This window comes from Actinomadura meridiana, from assembly GCF_039537545.1.
In the GTDB taxonomy this organism is placed as follows: domain Bacteria; phylum Actinomycetota; class Actinomycetes; order Streptosporangiales; family Streptosporangiaceae; genus Spirillospora; species Spirillospora meridiana.
Genome location: NZ_BAABAS010000026.1, coordinates 333,052 through 350,989, shown reverse-complemented (window position 1 = coordinate 350,989; position 17,938 = coordinate 333,052). Strand labels below are relative to the sequence as shown.

The window sequence follows — 17,938 nt, the reverse complement described above, 5'->3', positions numbered from 1 at the left end:
CTACAGCTCCCCGGCGAGCGCGCGCTGCGTCAGCTCCCACAGCACGTGGTAGAGCGTCGTCTGCGCCTCCTGGATCCGGTGGACGGACGACGACGGCACCACGAACAGATGCTCCACCATGCCCGACTCCGCCATCTTCCCGCCGTCGTAGCCCGCGAACCCGACCGTCACCATGCCGAGCCGACCGGCCTCCTCGAACGCGCGCAACAAATTGGCGGACCCACCGCTCGTCGAGAACCCCACGGCAATATCGCCACGCCGTCCCAGCGCCGCGAGCTTGCGCGCGAACACCACCTCGAACCCGACGTCGTTCGACAACGCCGTCACCGAGGCCACGTCATGGGGCAGCGACATGGCGGGCAGCGGCCGCGCGGGCGGCGGCGGACAGGCGTGCAGCCCTACGACCCGCTGCGCGTCCGAGCTGCTGCCCCCGTTGCCGAAAGCGAACAGTCGACCGCCGTCCAGGAACCGCGCCGCCAACTCCCGCGCACACCGGACGAGCCGTTCAGCATGCGACTCGGCCAACGATTCCCGCAGCGCGACGATCTCAGCCGCCTTCTCCTCCGTAGACCGCCGCACCTCCGCCAACACCGCGTCGGGCTCGCTCTTACCCGCATAGAGGAACGGATAGAGCGCTTCCATCTCACTGGTCATGGGGCCCTGCCTTTCTGGGGGGCGCCCCCCAGACCCCGAGGAGGAGGCGCCAAGATCCTCGCTCCGCTGCGGTCATGACGCTCCCTCCACCAATGCGATGGCTTCTTTGGCGTGGACGAGGACGATGTCGCCGGGGTGGGCGTTCACCAGGGCGACGCTGATCTCCTCTGGGCCGGAGTTGGTGTCGACGATGGCGAGTCCGTCTCCGATGATCTCCCGGACGCGGAGCGGGAGCGCGGTGTCCGAGCACGTCACGCAGACGCCGTCGTGGCATTCGAGTGCGCCGGGCTGCTCGAAGAACACATGCACCAGCTCCCACAGGACGTGATACGCGGTGACGTGCACCTCTTTCACGACGCTCGGATCGTCGGACCTGGCCGTCACGACGTGATCGGCGGCGACGTTCCCGTCACCGCCGACCAGAGCGACGGTGCACATCCCCAGCTCGTTCGCGGTGCGCAGCCCTTCCAGGACGTTCGGGCAGCGGCCGTCGGCGGAGATGCCGAGGGCGATGTCGTCCGGTCCGGCGAGGAGGTGTAGCTGACGGGCGAACACCGCGTCGAAGCCGTGCGCGCCCGCGATCCCCGACAGGACCGCCGCGTCGTCGGTCAGGCAGATCGCGGGAAGGGCCCGCTTCCCGACGACGACCGGATGCACGAACTCGACGGCGACGTGCTGGGCGTCGGTCGCGGCACCGCCGTTGCCGAACACGAACAGACGCCCGCCGCGCTGGAACCGCGCGGCCATGTCCCGGCACGCGGCGGCGATGACGGGCGCGTCGTCGCCGAGGGCGCGCCCCGGAGCCACCCGCCGGGCGAAAGCGCTCCGGACCGCCGATACCGACTGGTCAACCGACATGGTTCCCCTCACGTTCGCGGGACGGCGAGGGCGTCGCCCCGGGACGAGGTCTCTTTCCACAGGCCGAGGAAGGCGTCGAGCACGCGGCCGAACCGGTCCAGGCTCGACATCCGCGTCCGCAGGTCGGCGAGGCCCTGCGGCGTCAACTCGTAGCGGCGGCGGGCCGGGCCCGCGTCGGAGGGCACCCAACTCGACGTCAGCAACCGCTCCCGCTCCAGGCCGCGCAGCACTCGGTAGGCGTGCCCCGGCTCGACGTCCGCGACGCCCATGGCGGCAAGTCGGTCGATCAGGTCGTAGCCGTGGCCGGGACGCTGGTAGATCAGCAACAGCAGGAACGGCTGGAGCATGCTGCGGATCTCGCTGCCGCACACGTCGCCTCCAGCCGGGATGTCGCTCGCGTTACGCACCTAACCCGAACGCCCCCGATCTAACGCCCCGGCCCGGAGAACTTTCGCGGCCCCGTAGCGATCGCGTGAAGATCACCGGCATCGGCGTAGGAATGGCGTCAAGACCGGCCATATCCAGCCAAAACGGGTGTTCGCTGCCTGCATGACAGACCTCGTGTTCATCGTGCTGACGCTCGCGGTCTTCGCGCTGCTCGGCCTCGTCGTGAAGGGGGCGGGACGGCTGTGAGCGCCGAGAACGCGGTCGGGCTCGCGCTCGCCGCCGGACTGGTCGTCTTCCTCGTCATCGCGCTGATCCGTCCGGAGAAGTTCTGATGGGGGAGACGACGGCCGGGATCCTGTTCATCGGATCCCTCATCCTGGTGCTCGCCGCCGTGCACGTGCCGCTCGGCGACCACATGTACCGGACGTTCACGTCCAGCAAACACTGGCGGGCCGAGCGGCTGGTCTACCGGGCCGTCGGCGTCGACCCGGACGCCGAGCAGTCCTGGGGCGGCTACGCGCGGAGCGTGCTGGCGTTCTCGGTGGTGTCCGTGCTGGCCCTCTACGGGCTGCAACGGCTCCAGAGCCATCTGATGCTCAGCCTCGGGTTCGGCGGCGTCGACCCCGACGTCGCCTGGAACACCGCGATCAGCTTCGTCACCAACACCAACTGGCAGGCGTACTCCGGCGAGAGCACCATGGGCCACCTGGCGCAGATGGCCGGGCTCGCGGTGCAGAACTTCGTGTCGGCCGCCGTCGGCATCGCCGTGGCGATGGCGTTCGTGCGCGGCCTGGCCCGGCGCGGGACGGGCGAGCTGGGCAACTTCTGGGTGGACCTCACCCGGGCCGTGCTGCGCGTCCTGCTGCCCATCGCGGCGGTCGCCGCGATCGTGCTGGTCGCCGGTGGTGTGGTCCAGAACTTCGCCGACCCGCACACCGTCGGCACGCTCACCGGCGGAAAGCAGACGATCACTGGGGGGCCGATGGCGTCCCAGGAGGTCATCAAGGAACTCGGCACCAACGGCGGCGGCTTCGCCAACGCCAACTCGGCGCACCCCTTCGAGAACCCGACGAGCTGGACGAACTGGATCGAGATCCTCCTGATCCTGCTGATCCCGTTCTCGCTGCCCCGCACGTTCGGCCGGATGGTCGGCGACCGGCGGCAGGGCGTCGCGATCGTCGCGGTGATGGCCACGCTGGCGCTGCTCAGCGTCGTCGCGCTGAACGCCGCCCAGCTGGCGCACCACGGGACCGTCCCCCAGTCCGTGGCGGCGGCGACGGAGGGCACCGAGACGCGGTTCGGCGTCGCGAACTCGGCTACGTTCGCCGCCGCGACCACGCTGACCTCCACCGGGGCCGTCGACTCGTTCCACGACTCCTACACGGCGCTCGGCGGCGCGCTGACGATGCTGAACATGATGGTCGGGGAGGTCGCGCCCGGCGGCGTCGGCTCCGGCCTCTACGGGATGCTGATCCTGGCGATCGTCACGGTGTTCGCGGCCGGGCTGATGGTCGGCCGGACGCCCGCCTACCTCGGCAAGCGGATCGGTGCCCGCGAGATCAAGCTGGCCTCGATGTACTTCCTGGTCACGCCCATGATCGTCCTGGTGGGCACGGGTGTCGCGATGGCGCTGGACGGGCCGCGCGAGAGCATGCTGAACGCGGGCCCGCACGGCCTGTCGGAGGTGCTGTACGCGTTCACCTCGGCGGGCAACAACAACGGCTCGGCGTTCGCGGGCCTCAGCGTCGCCACCCCGTTCTACGACGTCGCGCTCGGCCTGGCCATGGCGTTCGGCCGTTTCCTGCCGATCGTGCTGGCGCTGGCGCTCGCCGGGTCGCTGGCGCGGCAGACGCCCGTCCCGGCGTCGGCGGGCACGTTGCCGACGCACCGGCCGCAGTTCGTCGGCATGGTCGCGGGCGTGACGTTGATCCTCGTCGCCCTCACGTTCTTTCCCGCGCTGGCCCTCGGGCCGCTCGCAGAGGGGATCCACTGATGCTCACGCGCACACTGCTCGCCTCCGCGCCCGTCGCGCTGCGCAAGCTCGACCCCCGGGTCATGTGGCGCAACCCGGTGATGCTCGTCGTCGAGATCGGCGCGGTGTGGACGACCGTCATGGCCGTCCTGGACCCGTCGGCGTTCGCCGTGCTGATCACGGTGTGGCTGTGGCTCACCGTGCTGTTCGCGAACCTGGCGGAGGCCGTCGCCGAGGGACGCGGCAAGGCGCAGGCCGCCACGCTCAGGAAGGCCAAGCAGGAGACCACCGCGCGGCGTCTCACCGGTGCCGGTGAGGAGGTCGTGTCGGCGGCCGAGCTGCGTCGCGGCGACACCGTCGTCGTCGAGGCGGGGCAACTGATCCCGGGCGACGGGGACGTGATCGAGGGCATCGCCAGCGTGGACGAGTCGGCGATCACCGGCGAGTCCGCGCCGGTCATCCGCGAGTCCGGCGGCGACCGCAGCGCGGTGACCGGCGGCACCCGGGTGCTGTCCGACCGGATCGTCGTGCGGATCACGCAGCGTCCCGGCGAGTCGTTCGTGGACCGGATGATCGCGCTGGTGGAGGGCGCGTCCCGGCGTAAGACCCCGAACGAGATCGCGCTGAACATCCTGCTCGCCGCGCTGACGATCATCTTCCTGGTGGCGATCGCGAGCATGCAGCCGCTGGCGATCTACTCCGTGGCGAACGACCCGGGCGTGCACGGCGGGTTCGCGCTCGACTCCCACGGCGTGACCGGGATCGTGCTGGTCTCGCTGGTGGTGTGCCTCATCCCGACGACGATCGGGGCGCTGCTGTCGGCGATCGGCATCGCGGGCATGGACCGGCTCGTCCGGCGCAACGTGCTGGCGATGTCCGGACGCGCCGTCGAGGCCGCGGGCGACGTCGACACGCTGCTGCTCGACAAGACCGGCACGATCACCCTCGGCGACCGGCAGGCGTCGGAGTTCATCCCGGTCGGCGGGACGACGGGCGCGAGGCTCGCGGACGCGGCGCAGCTGTCCTCGCTGGCCGACGAGACCCCCGAGGGCCGCTCGATCGTCGTCCACGCCAAGGGGGCGTACGGGCTGCGCGCCCGCCACGCGGGGGAGCTGACCCACGCGGAATGGGTGCCGTTCACGGCCAAGACCCGGATGTCGGGCGTCGACGTCGACGGTCGCAGGCTGCGCAAGGGCGCGTCCGGCGCGGTCACCGGCTGGGTCCGCGACCAGGGCGGCGAGGTGCCCCGGGCGCTCGCCGAGGTCGTCGACGGCATCTCGGCGTCCGGCGGCACCCCGCTCGTCGTCGCCGAGGCCCGGGACGGCGAGGCCCGCGTGCTGGGCGTCGTCCACCTGAAGGACGTCGTCAAGCCGGGCATGCGGGAGCGGTTCGACCGGATGCGCGCCATGGGCATCAGGACCGTCATGGTCACCGGCGACAACCCGCTCACCGCCAAGGCCATCGCGGACGAGGCCGGGGTCGACGACTTCCTCGCCGAGGCCAGGCCCGAGGACAAGATGTCCCTGATCAAGACCGAGCAGGAGGGCGGCCGTCTCGTCGCGATGACCGGGGACGGCACCAACGACGCGCCCGCCCTCGCGCAGGCCGACGTCGGCGTCGCCATGAACACCGGCACCAGCGCCGCCAAGGAGGCCGGGAACATGGTCGACCTGGACTCCGACCCGACCAAACTCATCGAGATCGTCGAGATCGGCAAGCAGTTGCTCATCACCCGGGGCGCGCTGACGACGTTCTCCATCGCCAACGACGTCGCGAAGTACTTCGCCATCATCCCGGCCCTGTTCGTCGCGCTGTTCCCGGGCCTGGACACCCTGAACGTGATGCGGCTGTCCAGCCCGCAGTCGGCGATCCTGTCGGCCGTCGTGTTCAACGCGCTGATCATCGTGGCGCTGATCCCGCTGGCGCTGCGCGGCGTCCGGTACCGGCCCGGCCCGGCGTCCCGGCTGCTGAGCCGCAACCTGCTGGTCTACGGGCTCGGCGGGCTCGTCGCCCCGTTCGCCGGGATCAAGATCATTGACCTTGTCGTCCAGTTCGTTCCGGGGATCGAGTGATGCACGCACTTCCCGCCTGGCTGCACAGGCATCTCGCCGCGCTCCGCGCGCTGCTCGTCTTCACCGCCCTGCTGGGCGTCCTATACCCGCTGGCCGTGTTCGCCGTCGCGCAACTGCCCGGCCTGAAGGACCGCGCGGACGGCTCCTACGTCAGCGTGGACGGCAGGAACGTCGGCAGCGGCCTCATCGGCCAGTCGTTCACCGACGCGGACGGAAAGCCGCTCCGGCAGTACTTCCAGAGTCGGCCGTCCGCCGCCGGGGACGGCTACGACCCGACCGCGACGTCCGCGAGCAACCTCGGCCCCGAGGACGTCGTCGACCGGGACGGAGAGCCGAGCCTGCTCACCGCCGTCTGCACGCGCAGCAAGGAGGTGGGGGAGCTGAACGGGGTGGACGGCGCGCGGCCCTACTGCACCAGCGGCGGTGTGGGCGCGGTTCTCTCTGTCCGCCCGGACAGGGTGATCAGCGTCAACCAGCCCTGCCCGGCAGTGCCGTTCATTGCCGAATACAAGGGCGTCGGGGTGCAGTGCGCGACGCCCGGCGACGACCCGCGCGCCGGACGGATCGTGCCGGTGCGGGGAGACGCTCCGGCCAAGCCCGCCGTCCCGGCCGACGCGGTCACCGCGAGCGGCTCCGGGCTCGACCCGCACATCTCCGTCGCCTACGCCGACCTCCAGGCGCGGCGGGTCGCGGAGGCGCGCGGCGTCCCGGTCGGCACGGTTCGGAAGCTCGTCCGGGAGGAGACCACCGGCCGCGCCTTCGGCTTCATGGGCCAGCCCGCCGTGAACGTGCTGCGGTTGAACCTCGCCCTGGACAGGGCCGTTCCCTACCGGGGCTGAGAGGATGGACGCCATGGCCAGGGGGCAGCTCCGCATCTACCTGGGCGCCGCCCCGGGAGTGGGCAAGACCTACGCCATGCTGGCGGAGGCGCGGCGGCGGGCCGAGCGCGGCACCGACGTGGTCGTCGGCCTCGTCGAGACGCACGGCCGCCCCCGCACCGCCGCCCTCCTCGACGGCCTTGAGGTCCTGCCGCGCGTGACGCGCACGCATCGCGGCGCCGACCTGACCGAACTCGACGTGCCCGCGGTGCTGCGCCGCCGCCCCGACGTGGTGCTGGTGGACGAGCTGGCCCACACCAACGCGCCCGGCGGCAGGCACACCAAGCGCTGGCGGGACGTCGAGGAGATCCTGGACGCGGGCATCGACGTCGTCTCGACCGTGAACGTCCAGCATCTGGAGTCGGTCAACGACGTCGTGGAGAACATCACGGGCGTGCCGCAGCGCGAGACCGTCCCCGACGAGGTCGTGCGCGGCGCCGCGCAGGTCGAGCTGGTCGACATGGCGCCCGAGGCACTGCGCCGCCGGATGGCGCACGGCAACGTCTACACGCCCGAACGGGTCGACGCCGCCCTGTCCAACTACTTCCGCGTCGGGAACCTCACGGCGCTGCGGGAGCTGGCGCTGCTGTGGGTCGCGGGCAAGGTCGACGAACAGCTCGACCGGTACCGCGCCGAACATGGCATCGGCGGCACCTGGGAGGCGCGGGAACGGATCGTCGTGGCGCTCACCGGCGGCCCCGAGGGCGAGACGCTGCTGCGCCGCGCCACCCGGATCGCGGCCCGGTCCCGGGGCGCCGACCTGCTCGCCGTACACGTGACGCGCGGTGACGCGCTGCGCGCCGCCAGGCCCCGCGACCTCGCCCGGCAGCGCGAGATCGTCGAGGGGCTCGGCGGGACGTTCCACCAGGTCGTCGGCGACGACGTGCCCCACGCCCTGCTGGACTTCGCCCGCGCCGTCAACGCGACCCAGCTCGTCCTCGGGGTGTCGCGCCGGGGCAGGTTCGCGCAGGTGCTGCGACCCGGGATCGGCGCGACCACGACCGCGCTGTCCGGCACGATCGACGTCCACCTGGTCACCCACGAGCAGGTCGGACGGGGCGTCCGGGGCCCGGTGCGGGACCGGGGGCTGTCGGCGCGGCGGCGCGCCGCCGGGTTCGCGGTCGCGGCGGGCGGGCTGCCGCTGCTGACGGTCGGGCTGGTGTCGGCGCGTCCGGCGGTGTCGCTGCCGTCCGACATCCTGTTCTTCCTCGGCGCCGTCGTCGGCGTCGCGCTGGTGGGCGGGATGTGGCCCGCGCTGGTCACCGCCGTCGCCGGGTTCCTGCTGCTCAACTGGTTCTTCACGCCCCCGCTGCACCGGTTCACGGTCGCCGAGCAGGAGAACCTCATCGCGCTCGCGGTGTTCGTGCTGGTCGCGGTCGGGGTCAGCATGGTCGTCGACGCCGCCGCGCGGCGGTCGCGGGAGGCCGCGAAGCTCGGCGGCGAGGCCGGGCTGCTCGCCACGCTCGCCGGGAACGTCCTGCGCGGCGAACGCGCCCTGGACACGCTGCTCGGACGGATGCGCGAGACGTTCGCCCTGACCTCGGTCACGCTGCTGGAACGCGACCCCGACGACGGGTGGCGGATCGTCGCGACGGTCGGCGGCCGCCCCTGCACCACGCCCGGCGAGGGCGACACCGAGATCCCCGCCGGGGACGGGCTCACCCTCGTGGTCCGGGGGCGTCCGCTCCCGGCGGGCGACCGGCGCGTGCTGGAGGCGTTCGCCGTGCAGGCGGCGGGCGCGCTGCGGCAGCGGCGGCTGGAGGCCGAGGCGGAGCGGGCCCGGCCGCTGGAGGCGGCCGACCGTATGCGCACCGCGCTCCTCAACGCGGTCAGCCACGACCTGCGCACCCCGCTGGCCTCGGCGAAGGCCGCCGTCGACAGCCTCGCCACGACCTCGGTCGCCTGGACGCCGGACGAGCGCGCCGAACTGCTCGACACCGCCCGCCAGTCCCTCGACCGGCTCGACCGGCTCGTCGCGAACCTGCTCGACATGAGCCGCCTCCAGGCGGGCGTCCTCGGCATCGCCGCCCGGCCGATCGCGCTGGACGAGGCCGTCCCCCGCGCCTTGGACGACATCGGCAGGGACGACATCGGCGACACCCGCGACGCCGTGACCGTCCGGCTCGACCCACGGCTGCCGGAGGTGTCCGCCGACCCGGCGCTGCTGGAACGGGTCCTGGTCAACGTGATCTCGAACGCGCTGCGCCACGGCCCGCCCGGCGAGCCCGTCCTCGTCACCGCCGGGGCCATCCAGGACCGGGTCGAGCTGCGGATCGCCGACCGGGGCCCCGGCGTCCCGGCCGCCGACCGGGAACGGATCTTCCTGCCCTTCCAGCGGCTCGGTGACCGCGACAACCACGGCGGCGTCGGGCTCGGCCTCGCGCTGGCCCGCGGGCTCACCGAGGCGATGGGCGGCGAGCTGCTCCCCGAGGACACCCCCGGCGGCGGCCTCACCATGATCGTCGCGCTGCCGGTGGCGGCGTCATGACCCGGGTCCTGGTGGTCGACGACGAGCCGCAGCTCCTGCGCGCCCTGCGCATCAACCTGCGCGCCCGCGACTACGACGTGGACGTCGCCGCCGACGGCACCACGGCCCTGCGCCGGGCCGGGGTCGCGCCGCCCGACCTGGTCGTTCTCGACCTCGGGCTGCCCGACATCCCCGGCGTGGACGTCATCCACGGGCTGCGCGGCTGGACGCGCGTCCCCATCATCGTCCTGTCCGGACGGGCGGGCAGCCAGGACAAGGTGGAGGCGCTGGAGGCGGGGGCCGACGACTACGTCACCAAGCCGTTCGACATCGAGGAACTCGTGGCCCGCATCCGCGCGGTGACCCGCCGCGTCACCGTGGCCGACGAGGTGCACCGGGTCGACGTCGGCACCCACACCGTCGACCTGGTCGGCAAGACGGTGAGCGGCGGCGTCCACCTCACCCCCACCGAATGGCACCTGCTGGAGATCCTGCTCCGCAACCCCGGCAAGCTCATCGGACAGCAGCAGCTCCTCACCACGGTCTGGGGCCCGTCCTACCAGCGCGAGACGCACTACCTGCGCCAGTACATGGCGCAGCTCCGTCGCAAGCTCGAAGCCGACCCCGCGCATCCCCGGCACCTCCTCACCGAGCCCGGCATGGGCTACCGCTTCCAACCCTGATCCCATGCCTGATCTCCGGGAGGAGGGAAGGAGTCCGTCCGGGAGGTGGGGAGCGTGAACAGGAACGCGAGACTCAGGGCGGGCGCGGTGGTGGCGGCCGGGGCCCTGGTGTTGGCGGGGTGCAGCGACGACAACGGCGTCAACGCCGCGCACCAGGCGGGGACGGCGCGGACGTCGGCCCCGGTGGAGGGCTCGGCGTCGGAGCTTCAGGCGCAGTACGAGAAGGTCGTGGACGCCGTCCTGCCGTCGGTCGTGAAGATCCAGACCGACAAGGGGGAGGGGTCGGGCGTCGTCTACGACGGCAACGGCGACATCGTCACCAACGCGCACGTCGTCGCCGGTGCGACGAAGATCAAGGTGACGTCGTCCGGCGGCGGCTCCGCGCTGGACGCCACGCTCGTGGGCGCGTTCGCCGCCGACGACCTGGCCGTCGTCAAGGTGAACGGCGGCTCGCTCAAACCGGCGTCCTGGGGCGAGTCGGGCAAGGCCGAAGTCGGGCAGATCGTCCTGGCGATGGGCAACCCGCTGGGCCTCGCCGGGAGCGTGACGAACGGGATCGTCTCCGCGCTGCACCGGACGGTGACGAGCCAGGGCGAGGGCGACTTCCCAGGCTCCACGATCGCCGACGCCATCCAGACCAGCGCGGCGATCAATCCCGGCAACAGCGGCGGCGCCCTGGTCACGCTGAACGGCCAGGTCATCGGCGTGCCGACCGCCGGGGCTTCGGACCCGTCGATCGGCGGTCCGGCGGCGGGCATCGGCTTCGCGACGCCGAGCGACACGGTCAAGCGGATCGTCCCGCAGCTCATCCAGTCCGGGAAGGTGTCCAACTCCGGGCGGGCGGCGCTCGGCGTGACGGTGCGGACGATCGTCGACCCGGAGAGCGGGCGGCGGTCCGCCGTCGCGGTCGTGGAGGTCCAGCGGGGCAGCGGCGCCGCGAAGGCGGGGATCCAGGCGGGCGACCTGATCCTGTCGGTGAACGGCACGGCCACGCCCGACCAGTCGGCGCTGTCGTCGGTGCTCGCGAGCCTCAAGCCGGGCGACACCGTGAAGGTCGAGGCACAGAAGCCGGACGGCTCGAAGAAGCAGGTCCAGGTGACCCTCGGAGAACTTCCCGGCGGCGCCTGACCCCGTGTGGACACCACCGGCTGTACAGAGGTACAGTGTACATTCGTACAGGTTGCTGAACGTATGTATAGGTGGTGGGGATGTCGAGCGGGGAACGGGCCGAGGATCTGACCGCGAAGGCCCGGATCAGGGACGCCGCGCTGCTGGAGTTCGCCGAACACGGCGTGAAGGGCGCGACGATCCGGGGCATCGCCAAGGCCGCCGGGGTGTCGCCCGCGCTCGTCCAGCACCACTACGGCACCAAGGAGGCCCTGCGCGAGGAGTGCGACAGGTACGTCGTCAAGGCGATCCGCGAGGTCAAGGACGAGTCGCTGCGCGGCGGGATGGCCAGCCCCGGCTTCTTCGAGATCGCCATGCGCACCGCCCTGCCGATCCAGCGCTACTTCAGCCGCGCGATGGCCGACGGCTCCGAGGCGGCGGCGAACCTGTTCGACGAGGTCGTGGCGTACAGCGAGGAGACGCTCGAGGGGGGTCAGCCAGGGGTGGCGAGACCCAACACCGACGACCTGCACGCCTACGCGACCGTCATGACCGCGATGAACCTCGGCCTCTACGTCCTGCACGAGCACGTGTCCAGGGCGCTGGGCGTCGACATCCTGACGGCCGAGGGCTACCGCACGATGGCGCTCGCGATGATCGACCTCTACGACGACCGGCTGCTGTCCCCGGAGCTGGTCGCCCAGGCCCGCGCCGCCCTCACGGCCCCGCTCGCCCCCGGCGAGCGGCCCCCCAGCAAGCAGAATCACGAGGAGAACCGGTGACCGAGAAAACGCCCCCCGTCGAGATCTCCGGTCTGGTCAAGACCTTCGGCCGGACGCGCGCGCTGGACGGTCTCGACCTGACCGTCCGGCAGGGAGAGGTGCACGGCTTCCTGGGCCCGAACGGGGCGGGCAAGTCGACGACCATCAGGGTGCTGCTCGGCCTGCTGCGCGAGGACGCGGGCACGGCCAGGCTGCTCGGCGGCGACCCGTGGCGGGACGCGACCACGCTGCACCGCCGCCTCGCCTACGTCCCCGGCGACGTGACGCTGTGGCCGAACCTGTCCGGCGGCGAGGTCATCGACCTGCTCGGCCGGATGCGCGGCGGGACGGACCCGCGCCGCCGCGCCGAACTGCTGGAACGCTTCGAGCTCGACCCGCGCAAGAAGGGCCGCGCCTACTCCAAGGGCAACCGGCAGAAGGTCGGGCTGATCGCCGCGCTCGCGTCCGACGCCGAACTGCTGCTCCTGGACGAGCCCACCTCGGGACTCGACCCCCTCATGGAGGAGGTGTTCCAGGAGTGCATCCGCGAGGAGCGCGAGGCCGGACGGACCGTCCTGCTGTCCAGCCACATCCTGTCCGAGGTGGAGGCGCTGTGCGACCGGGTGACGATCATCCGGAACGGCACCGCCGTGGAGTCGGGGACGCTGGACGAGCTGCGCCACCTGACCCGGACCTCGATCCACGCCGAGCTGGCGTCCCCGCCGGACGGGCTGCCGCTGCCCGGCGCCCATGACGTCCAGATCGACGGCAACACGATCAAGTTCGAGGTGGACACCCCGCGGCTCGACGAGGCACTCAAGCAGCTCACCGGCGTCGGCGTCCGCAGCCTGACCAGCCGCCCGCCCACGCTGGAGGAGATGTTCCTACGCCACTACCAGGACGAACTCCAGGAGACCTCACGATGAGCGAAGCGAACCGGGGGGTGTGGGGGGTCGCCCCCCCACAGAAAACAAGGCTGACCGCACTGACCGGGACCGGGGGGCTGGTCCGGCTGATACTGCGCCGCGACCGGTTCCTGCTGCCCACCTGGGTGCTCCTGCTCGCCGTCATCCCGATGAGCTTCGTCGGGGCCACCGAGGGCCTCTACCCGGAGGCCGCCGATCGGCTGGAGTACGCGCGGACGACGGGGACGACCCCGACGTTCCTCGCGCTGTACGGTCCGCTGAACGACACGAGCCTCGGCGGCATCGTCGCGCAGCGCTGCGGGTTCATCCCGGTGATGATCGCCATCATCAGCGCGCTGATGGTCGTCCGGCACACCAGGACCGAGGAGGAGGCGGGCCGCCGCGAGCTGCTCGGCGCCACCGTCACCGGGCGCGGCGCGGGCCTCGCCGCCGCGCTCGTCGTGACGGCGGCGGCGAACCTCGTGCTCAGCGCGTTGCTCGTCGCCGGGCTGGTGGCGCAGGGCCTCCCGTTCTCCGGGGCGCTGGCGCTCGGTGCGCAGTTCGCCGCCGCAGGATGCCTGTTCGCGGCGGTCGCGGGCGTCACCGCCCAGCTCAGCGAGGGCGCGGGCGCGGCGCGCGGGATCGCGATCGCAGCCGTAGGCGTCGCGTTCGCGGTCCGGATGGCCGCCGATGTGGGCGGCGACGGCAACTCCCTGTCGTGGCTGGGCTGGCTGTCGCCGTTCGGATGGATCAACCGGGCGCGCGCCTTCGGCGGTGCACGCTGGTGGACGTTCGCGCTGGTCGCGGCGCTCATCGTCGTCCTGGTGGCCGCCGCCGGGGCGCTGTCCTCGCGGCGGGACGTCGGCGCCGGGATCCTGCCCCCGCGGCTCGGCTCGCCCTCGGCTCCCCGGTGGCTGTCGGGGTCGTTCGGCCTCGGCTGGCGGCTCCAGAGCCGCGCCCTGTACGGGTGGCTCGCCGGGTTCGCCGCGCTCGGCGTCGTCTACGGCGCGCTCGCCGGGAGCGTCGAGGACATGGTGAAGGACAACCCCGACCTGAAGGAGATCTTCACGAAGTTCGGTGGGCAGTCGGCCATCGTCGACGCCTACTTCGTCTCCGTGATGAGCACCGTCGGCCCGATCGTCGCGGCCTACGCGGTGTCGGCCGCGCTGCGGCTGCGCACCGAGGAGGGCGGCCAACGCGCCGAACCCCTGCTCGCCACCGCGACGGGACGGCTCCGGTGGGCGTCCAGCCACATGGTGTTCGCCGCGCTCGGGCCCGCCGCCGCGCTCGCCGTCACCGGCACCGCCGCCGGGCTCACGCACGGCCTGAACACCGGTGACCTCGGCGGCCAGCTGCCCCGCGTGCTCGGCGCGGCGATGGCGCAGCTGCCCGCCGTGTGGCTGGTCGCGGCGATCGCGCTCGTGCTGTTCGGCCTGGCGCCCCGGTTCACCGCGGGCGGCGCCTGGGCGGTGGTCGGCGTCGTCACCCTGATCACGATGTTCGGCCCGATGCTCGACCTCGGGCACTGGGCCATGGACGTCTCGCCGTTCACCCACGTCCCGAAGATCGGGCAGAACTTCAGCGCCATGCCGCTGGTCTGGCTGGCCGTCGTCGCCGCCGCGCTGGCCGCGCTCGGCATGATCGGTTTCCGCCGCAGGGACCTGTCCGCGCACTGACGAACCCGTAAAATCGGACTGGTGACCACCACGAAACCACTCGCCGTCTGTGTCTTCTGCTCCTCCAGTGGAACGATCGACCGTCTGTACGTCGATCTCGCCGCGCAGGCGGGAGCCGAACTCGCCCGGCGCGGGCACAGCCTCGTCAGCGGCGGCGCCCAGGTGTCGTGCATGGGCGCCGTCGCCCGCGCCGCGCGGGCGGGCGGCGCCCGCACCGTCGGGGTGATCCCGGAGGGTCTGGTCAGCGTCGAGATCTCCGACGAGGACAACGACGAACTGGTCGTCACCCCCGACATGCGCGCCCGCAAGGGCGAGATGGACCGCCGCAGCGACGCCTTCCTCATCCTGCCCGGCGGCATCGGCACCCTGGAGGAACTGCTGGAGGTGTGGACGGCCCGCACCCTCGCCATGCACGAGAAGCCCATCGTGATCCTCGACCCGACCGGCGTCTACGAGCCGCTCCGCGAGCTGATGGTGGGCCTCACCGAACAGGGTTTCACCCGCGCCAAGATCTGGGACGCCGTCGGCTGGGCGACCTCCGTCCCCGAGGCGTTCGACCTCCTGGAACGCGCCCAACCCCGCATCGAGTCCTCGCCCGACGACTACGCCGAGGCCGAGTTGTAGGGGGTCAGTGCTTGCGGCCCGGCATGTTCTCGTACATTTCGGTGAGCTTCTGGCGGAAGCCGCGGGCGGCCATGCCGAACTTCTGCGGGTCCTTGAGACCGGCCTTGATGGTCTTCTTGGCCTGGTCGGACATGATGTGCGGCGGGATCGGGGCGATCTCGTCGTCGACGACGAACTCCAGCACGACCGGACGGTCGCTGGCGAGCGCGTCGCGCCAGGCGTCGGTCACCCGGTCCGGCTCGTCGCAGTAGACGCCCTTCAGCCCGCACATCTCCGCGTACTCGGCGTACGGGAAGTCGGGGATGGACTGCGAGCCCGCGTACTTCGGGTCGCCGCCCATCGCGCGCTGCTCCCAGGTGACCTGGTTGAGGTCCTGGTTGTTGAACACGCAGAAGACCAGCGGCGGGGAGCCCGCCATGCGGTCGGCGTACCGCTTGACGGTGAGCATCTCGTTCATGCCGTTCATCTGGAACGCGCCGTCCCCGACGAAGCAGATCACCGGACGGTCCGGGTAGGCGAACCGCGCGGCGATCGCGTACGGGACGCCGGGCCCCATGGTGGCGAGCGTCCCGGACAGCGACGCGCGCATGCCGTCGCGGAGCCTGAGGTGCCGGGCCCACCAGTTGGTGGCCGAGCCGGAGTCGGCGGTGAGGATGGCGCCGTCCGGCAGCAGCGGGGACAGCTCGTGCGCCACGGCCTGCGGGTTGATCTTGCCGTCGAAGCTCTGCCCGGCGCGCTTGTCCATGACCGTGTTCCAGGACCGGACGTTCGCCTCGATCTCCTCGCGCCACGACCGGTCGTCCTTGCGGCGCAGGAGCGGGATCAGCTCCCGGAGCGTCTCCTTGGCGTCGCCGACGACGTGTGCGTCCATCGGGTAGCGGATGCCGATCATGCGGCCGTCGATGTCGATCTCGACGCCCCGGCAACTGCCCTCGTCCGGCAGCCACTCGGCGTACGGGAAGCTGGTGCCGATCATGAACAGGGTGTCGCAGTTCATGATCATCTCATCGCTGGCCTTGGAGCCGAGCAGCCCGATCGGGCCGGTCACGAACGGCAGCGTGTCGGGCACGACCTCCCGGCCGAGCAGCGCCTTGGCGATGCCCGCGCCGAGCAGCTCCGCCGCCTCGACGACCTCGGCCCGCGCGTCCGCCGCGCCCTGCCCGACGAGCATCGCGACCTTCTGCCCCTCGTTGAGAATGTCGGCGGCCTTGCGCAGCTCCTCGGTGTTCGGCAGGACGCGCGGCCTGCTCCACCCGACGCTGGAGTACACCGAGCCGTGCTCCTTCGGCGGCGACGGCATCTCCGCCGCCTCCTGGACGTCCTCCGGAATGATGATCGTCGCGACGCCCCGGGCGGTCAGCGCCGTCTTGAACGCCCGGTCGATCACATGCCGGACCTGCCCGGGGTGCATGCAGATCTGGCAGTACTCGGACACGTCGGAGAACAGGTTCTCCAACGCGACCTCCTGCTGGTAGTGGGTGCCCTGCGAGAGCCGCTTCTGCTGCCCGATGATCGCGACGACCGGCTGGTGGTCGAGCTTGGCGTCGTACAGCCCGTTCAGTAGGTGGATCGCGCCCGGACCGGACGTCGCCACACAGCACCCGACCTCGCCGGTGAACTTGGCGTGCCCGACCGCCATGAACGCGGCCATCTCCTCGTGCCGGGTCTGGACGAACTCCGGTTTCCCCTCGGCCCGGTCGAACGCGCCGAGCATCCCGTTGATGCCGTCGCCCGGATAGCCGAAGACGCGCCGCACGCCCCACTCGGTCAACCGTTGAAGAACGTAGTCGGCCACTAGTTGAGCCATCATCTCTCCTCGGTCGTAGACCGCCCATACCGGATCCGGCACACGAAACCCACTGCCCGAGCCGAAGGCCCTGTAACACGGGTCCGCGAGACGGCGCGCCGGGTCCCGCCCGCTCGGCCGCGCGGGCCTCGGATACCGTCGAAGCGTGTGCGTACGTGAATCCGACGGCGCGACTGACGCCCGCCTCCTGCCCGACTGACACGCCCCCACCACCCGAAGGAGACGCATGAACGTCGACGTGCCCGCCTCGCGGGACCTCGCCGGGATCGCCCAGCTCGCCGCCCGGACCGCGGGCGGACGGTTGCGCGAGGTGTTCCGGTCCCGTCCGCAGGTCGATGTCAAGAAGGACATCCACGACCCGGTCACCGAGCACGACCGCGCCGCCGAGGAGACCATCCGGGAGGTGCTGGCCGAGCACACGCCGGGCAGCGTCGTCGTCGGCGAGGAGGGCGGGACGCGCGGCGGCCCGGACGGCTCGGGCGCCTCCGGCGACGGCGTCCGCTGGTACGTGGACCCCATCGACGGGACCGCCAACTTCGCGGTCGGCCTGCCGTTCTTCTGCGTGTCGGTCGCCGCCGTCGCGGGCGACGAGCTGGTCGCGGGCGTCGTGTACGACCCCGTGCGCGACGACATGTTCGCCGCCGACCTGGACGGCGCGACCTGTAACGGCGAGCCGCTGCGCAGCCGGGGTGCGGCGAGCGACGCGACGGCCGTGGTCGCCACGTCCTATCCGAGCGCGCACGACCTGCGCGTCGGCGACCGGGACGAGACGCTGCGCCAGTACGGCCTGGTGGTCGACTCGTTCGCGACCGTCCGCAGGCCGGGCAGCGCCGCGCTCACCCTCGCGCACGTCGCGGCGGGCTGGACGGACGTCGCCTACGACTCGTCCATCAACGCCTGGGACATCGCCGCCGCGATGCTGCTCGTCCGGCAGGCGGGCGGGACGTACCTGCCGCTCGGCGGGCGCCCCGGCGGCCACGACTGGGAGGCTCCCGGCTATCTGGCCTGCGTCGGGGGGTTCGATCTGGCGGGCTCGGTCATGACCGAGGTGGCGGGCCTCGTGGCGGCGGCCCGACGGGACTGAGGA

16 protein-coding genes are annotated in these 17,938 nt (G+C 72.0%); 12 read left to right on the top strand and 4 right to left on the bottom strand.

The features are described 5' to 3' along the window. The 3 genes from ABD808_RS33555 to ABD808_RS33545 form a co-directional block, all read right to left on the bottom strand. The gene (locus ABD808_RS33555; protein WP_344905755.1) at positions 1 to 654 is read right to left on the bottom strand and encodes a D-sedoheptulose-7-phosphate isomerase; all 654 of its coding nucleotides are present in this window, start codon (positions 652 to 654) and stop codon (positions 1 to 3) included. A gap of 72 nt (positions 655 to 726) precedes the next feature. Next, positions 727 to 1,512: an SIS domain-containing protein gene (locus ABD808_RS33550; RefSeq protein WP_344905752.1), complete on the bottom strand. Its 786-nt coding sequence runs from the start codon at positions 1,510 to 1,512 to the stop codon at positions 727 to 729. Positions 1,513 to 1,520: 8 nt separating this feature from the next. Further along, positions 1,521 to 1,919 (bottom strand): helix-turn-helix transcriptional regulator, encoded by a 399-nt coding sequence (locus ABD808_RS33545; RefSeq protein WP_344905749.1) that lies wholly within the window; start codon positions 1,917 to 1,919, stop codon positions 1,521 to 1,523. A 222-nt stretch (positions 1,920 to 2,141) separates the two neighbouring features. Between ABD808_RS33545 and kdpF the strand changes: the two genes are divergently transcribed. From kdpF to ABD808_RS33490, 11 genes are all read left to right on the top strand, one after another. Then, positions 2,142 to 2,231: a K(+)-transporting ATPase subunit F gene (gene kdpF, locus ABD808_RS33540; protein ID WP_344905746.1), complete on the top strand. Its 90-nt coding sequence runs from the start codon at positions 2,142 to 2,144 to the stop codon at positions 2,229 to 2,231. Beyond that, positions 2,231 to 3,892, top strand: coding sequence for a potassium-transporting ATPase subunit KdpA (gene kdpA / locus ABD808_RS33535; RefSeq protein ID WP_344905744.1), 1,662 nt, complete (start codon positions 2,231 to 2,233; stop codon positions 3,890 to 3,892). The genes kdpF and kdpA overlap by 1 nt, the downstream gene beginning before the upstream one ends. Then, complete coding sequence (gene kdpB / locus ABD808_RS33530) at positions 3,892 to 5,943, top strand: potassium-transporting ATPase subunit KdpB (RefSeq protein WP_344905741.1); 2,052 nt, start codon at positions 3,892 to 3,894, stop codon at positions 5,941 to 5,943. The genes kdpA and kdpB overlap by 1 nt, the downstream gene beginning before the upstream one ends. Continuing rightward, on the top strand, positions 5,943 to 6,782 hold the full coding sequence (locus ABD808_RS33525; protein WP_344905738.1) for a potassium-transporting ATPase subunit C: 840 nt from the start codon (positions 5,943 to 5,945) through the stop codon (positions 6,780 to 6,782). The genes kdpB and ABD808_RS33525 overlap by 1 nt, the downstream gene beginning before the upstream one ends. A 13-nt stretch (positions 6,783 to 6,795) precedes the next feature. Beyond that, positions 6,796 to 9,309, top strand: a complete 2,514-nt coding sequence (locus ABD808_RS33520) for a DUF4118 domain-containing protein (protein WP_344905736.1) — start codon at positions 6,796 to 6,798, stop codon at positions 9,307 to 9,309. After that, a complete protein-coding gene (locus ABD808_RS33515) occupies positions 9,306 to 9,971 on the top strand; it encodes a response regulator (RefSeq protein ID WP_344905733.1) in 666 nt (221 codons plus the stop codon). Before ABD808_RS33520 ends, ABD808_RS33515 begins: the two co-directional genes overlap by 4 nt. A gap of 54 nt (positions 9,972 to 10,025) precedes the next feature. Continuing rightward, positions 10,026 to 11,099, top strand: a complete 1,074-nt coding sequence (locus ABD808_RS33510; protein ID WP_344905731.1) for a S1C family serine protease — start codon at positions 10,026 to 10,028, stop codon at positions 11,097 to 11,099. Between the two features lie 80 nt (positions 11,100 to 11,179). After that, a complete protein-coding gene (locus ABD808_RS33505; RefSeq protein ID WP_344905728.1) occupies positions 11,180 to 11,860 on the top strand; it encodes a TetR/AcrR family transcriptional regulator in 681 nt (226 codons plus the stop codon). Then, positions 11,857 to 12,765, top strand: a complete 909-nt coding sequence (locus tag ABD808_RS33500; RefSeq protein ID WP_344905726.1) for an ABC transporter ATP-binding protein — start codon at positions 11,857 to 11,859, stop codon at positions 12,763 to 12,765. The genes ABD808_RS33505 and ABD808_RS33500 overlap by 4 nt, the downstream gene beginning before the upstream one ends. After that, positions 12,762 to 14,420 (top strand): ABC transporter permease, encoded by a 1,659-nt coding sequence (locus ABD808_RS33495; RefSeq protein WP_344905723.1) that lies wholly within the window; start codon positions 12,762 to 12,764, stop codon positions 14,418 to 14,420. Before ABD808_RS33500 ends, ABD808_RS33495 begins: the two co-directional genes overlap by 4 nt. A gap of 21 nt (positions 14,421 to 14,441) precedes the next feature. Next, positions 14,442 to 15,044: an LOG family protein gene (locus tag ABD808_RS33490; protein WP_344905720.1), complete on the top strand. Its 603-nt coding sequence runs from the start codon at positions 14,442 to 14,444 to the stop codon at positions 15,042 to 15,044. Between the two features lie 4 nt (positions 15,045 to 15,048). On the opposite strand, the gene ABD808_RS33485 is transcribed toward ABD808_RS33490, so the two are convergent. Continuing rightward, the gene (locus tag ABD808_RS33485; protein WP_344905717.1) at positions 15,049 to 16,851 is read right to left on the bottom strand and encodes a thiamine pyrophosphate-requiring protein; all 1,803 of its coding nucleotides are present in this window, start codon (positions 16,849 to 16,851) and stop codon (positions 15,049 to 15,051) included. A 226-nt stretch (positions 16,852 to 17,077) separates the two neighbouring features. Here ABD808_RS33485 and ABD808_RS33480 point away from each other — a divergent pair, with 226 nt between their 5' ends. Then, positions 17,078 to 17,935 (top strand): inositol monophosphatase family protein, encoded by an 858-nt coding sequence (locus ABD808_RS33480; RefSeq protein WP_344905714.1) that lies wholly within the window; start codon positions 17,078 to 17,080, stop codon positions 17,933 to 17,935. Positions 17,936 to 17,938 lie beyond the last annotated feature (3 nt).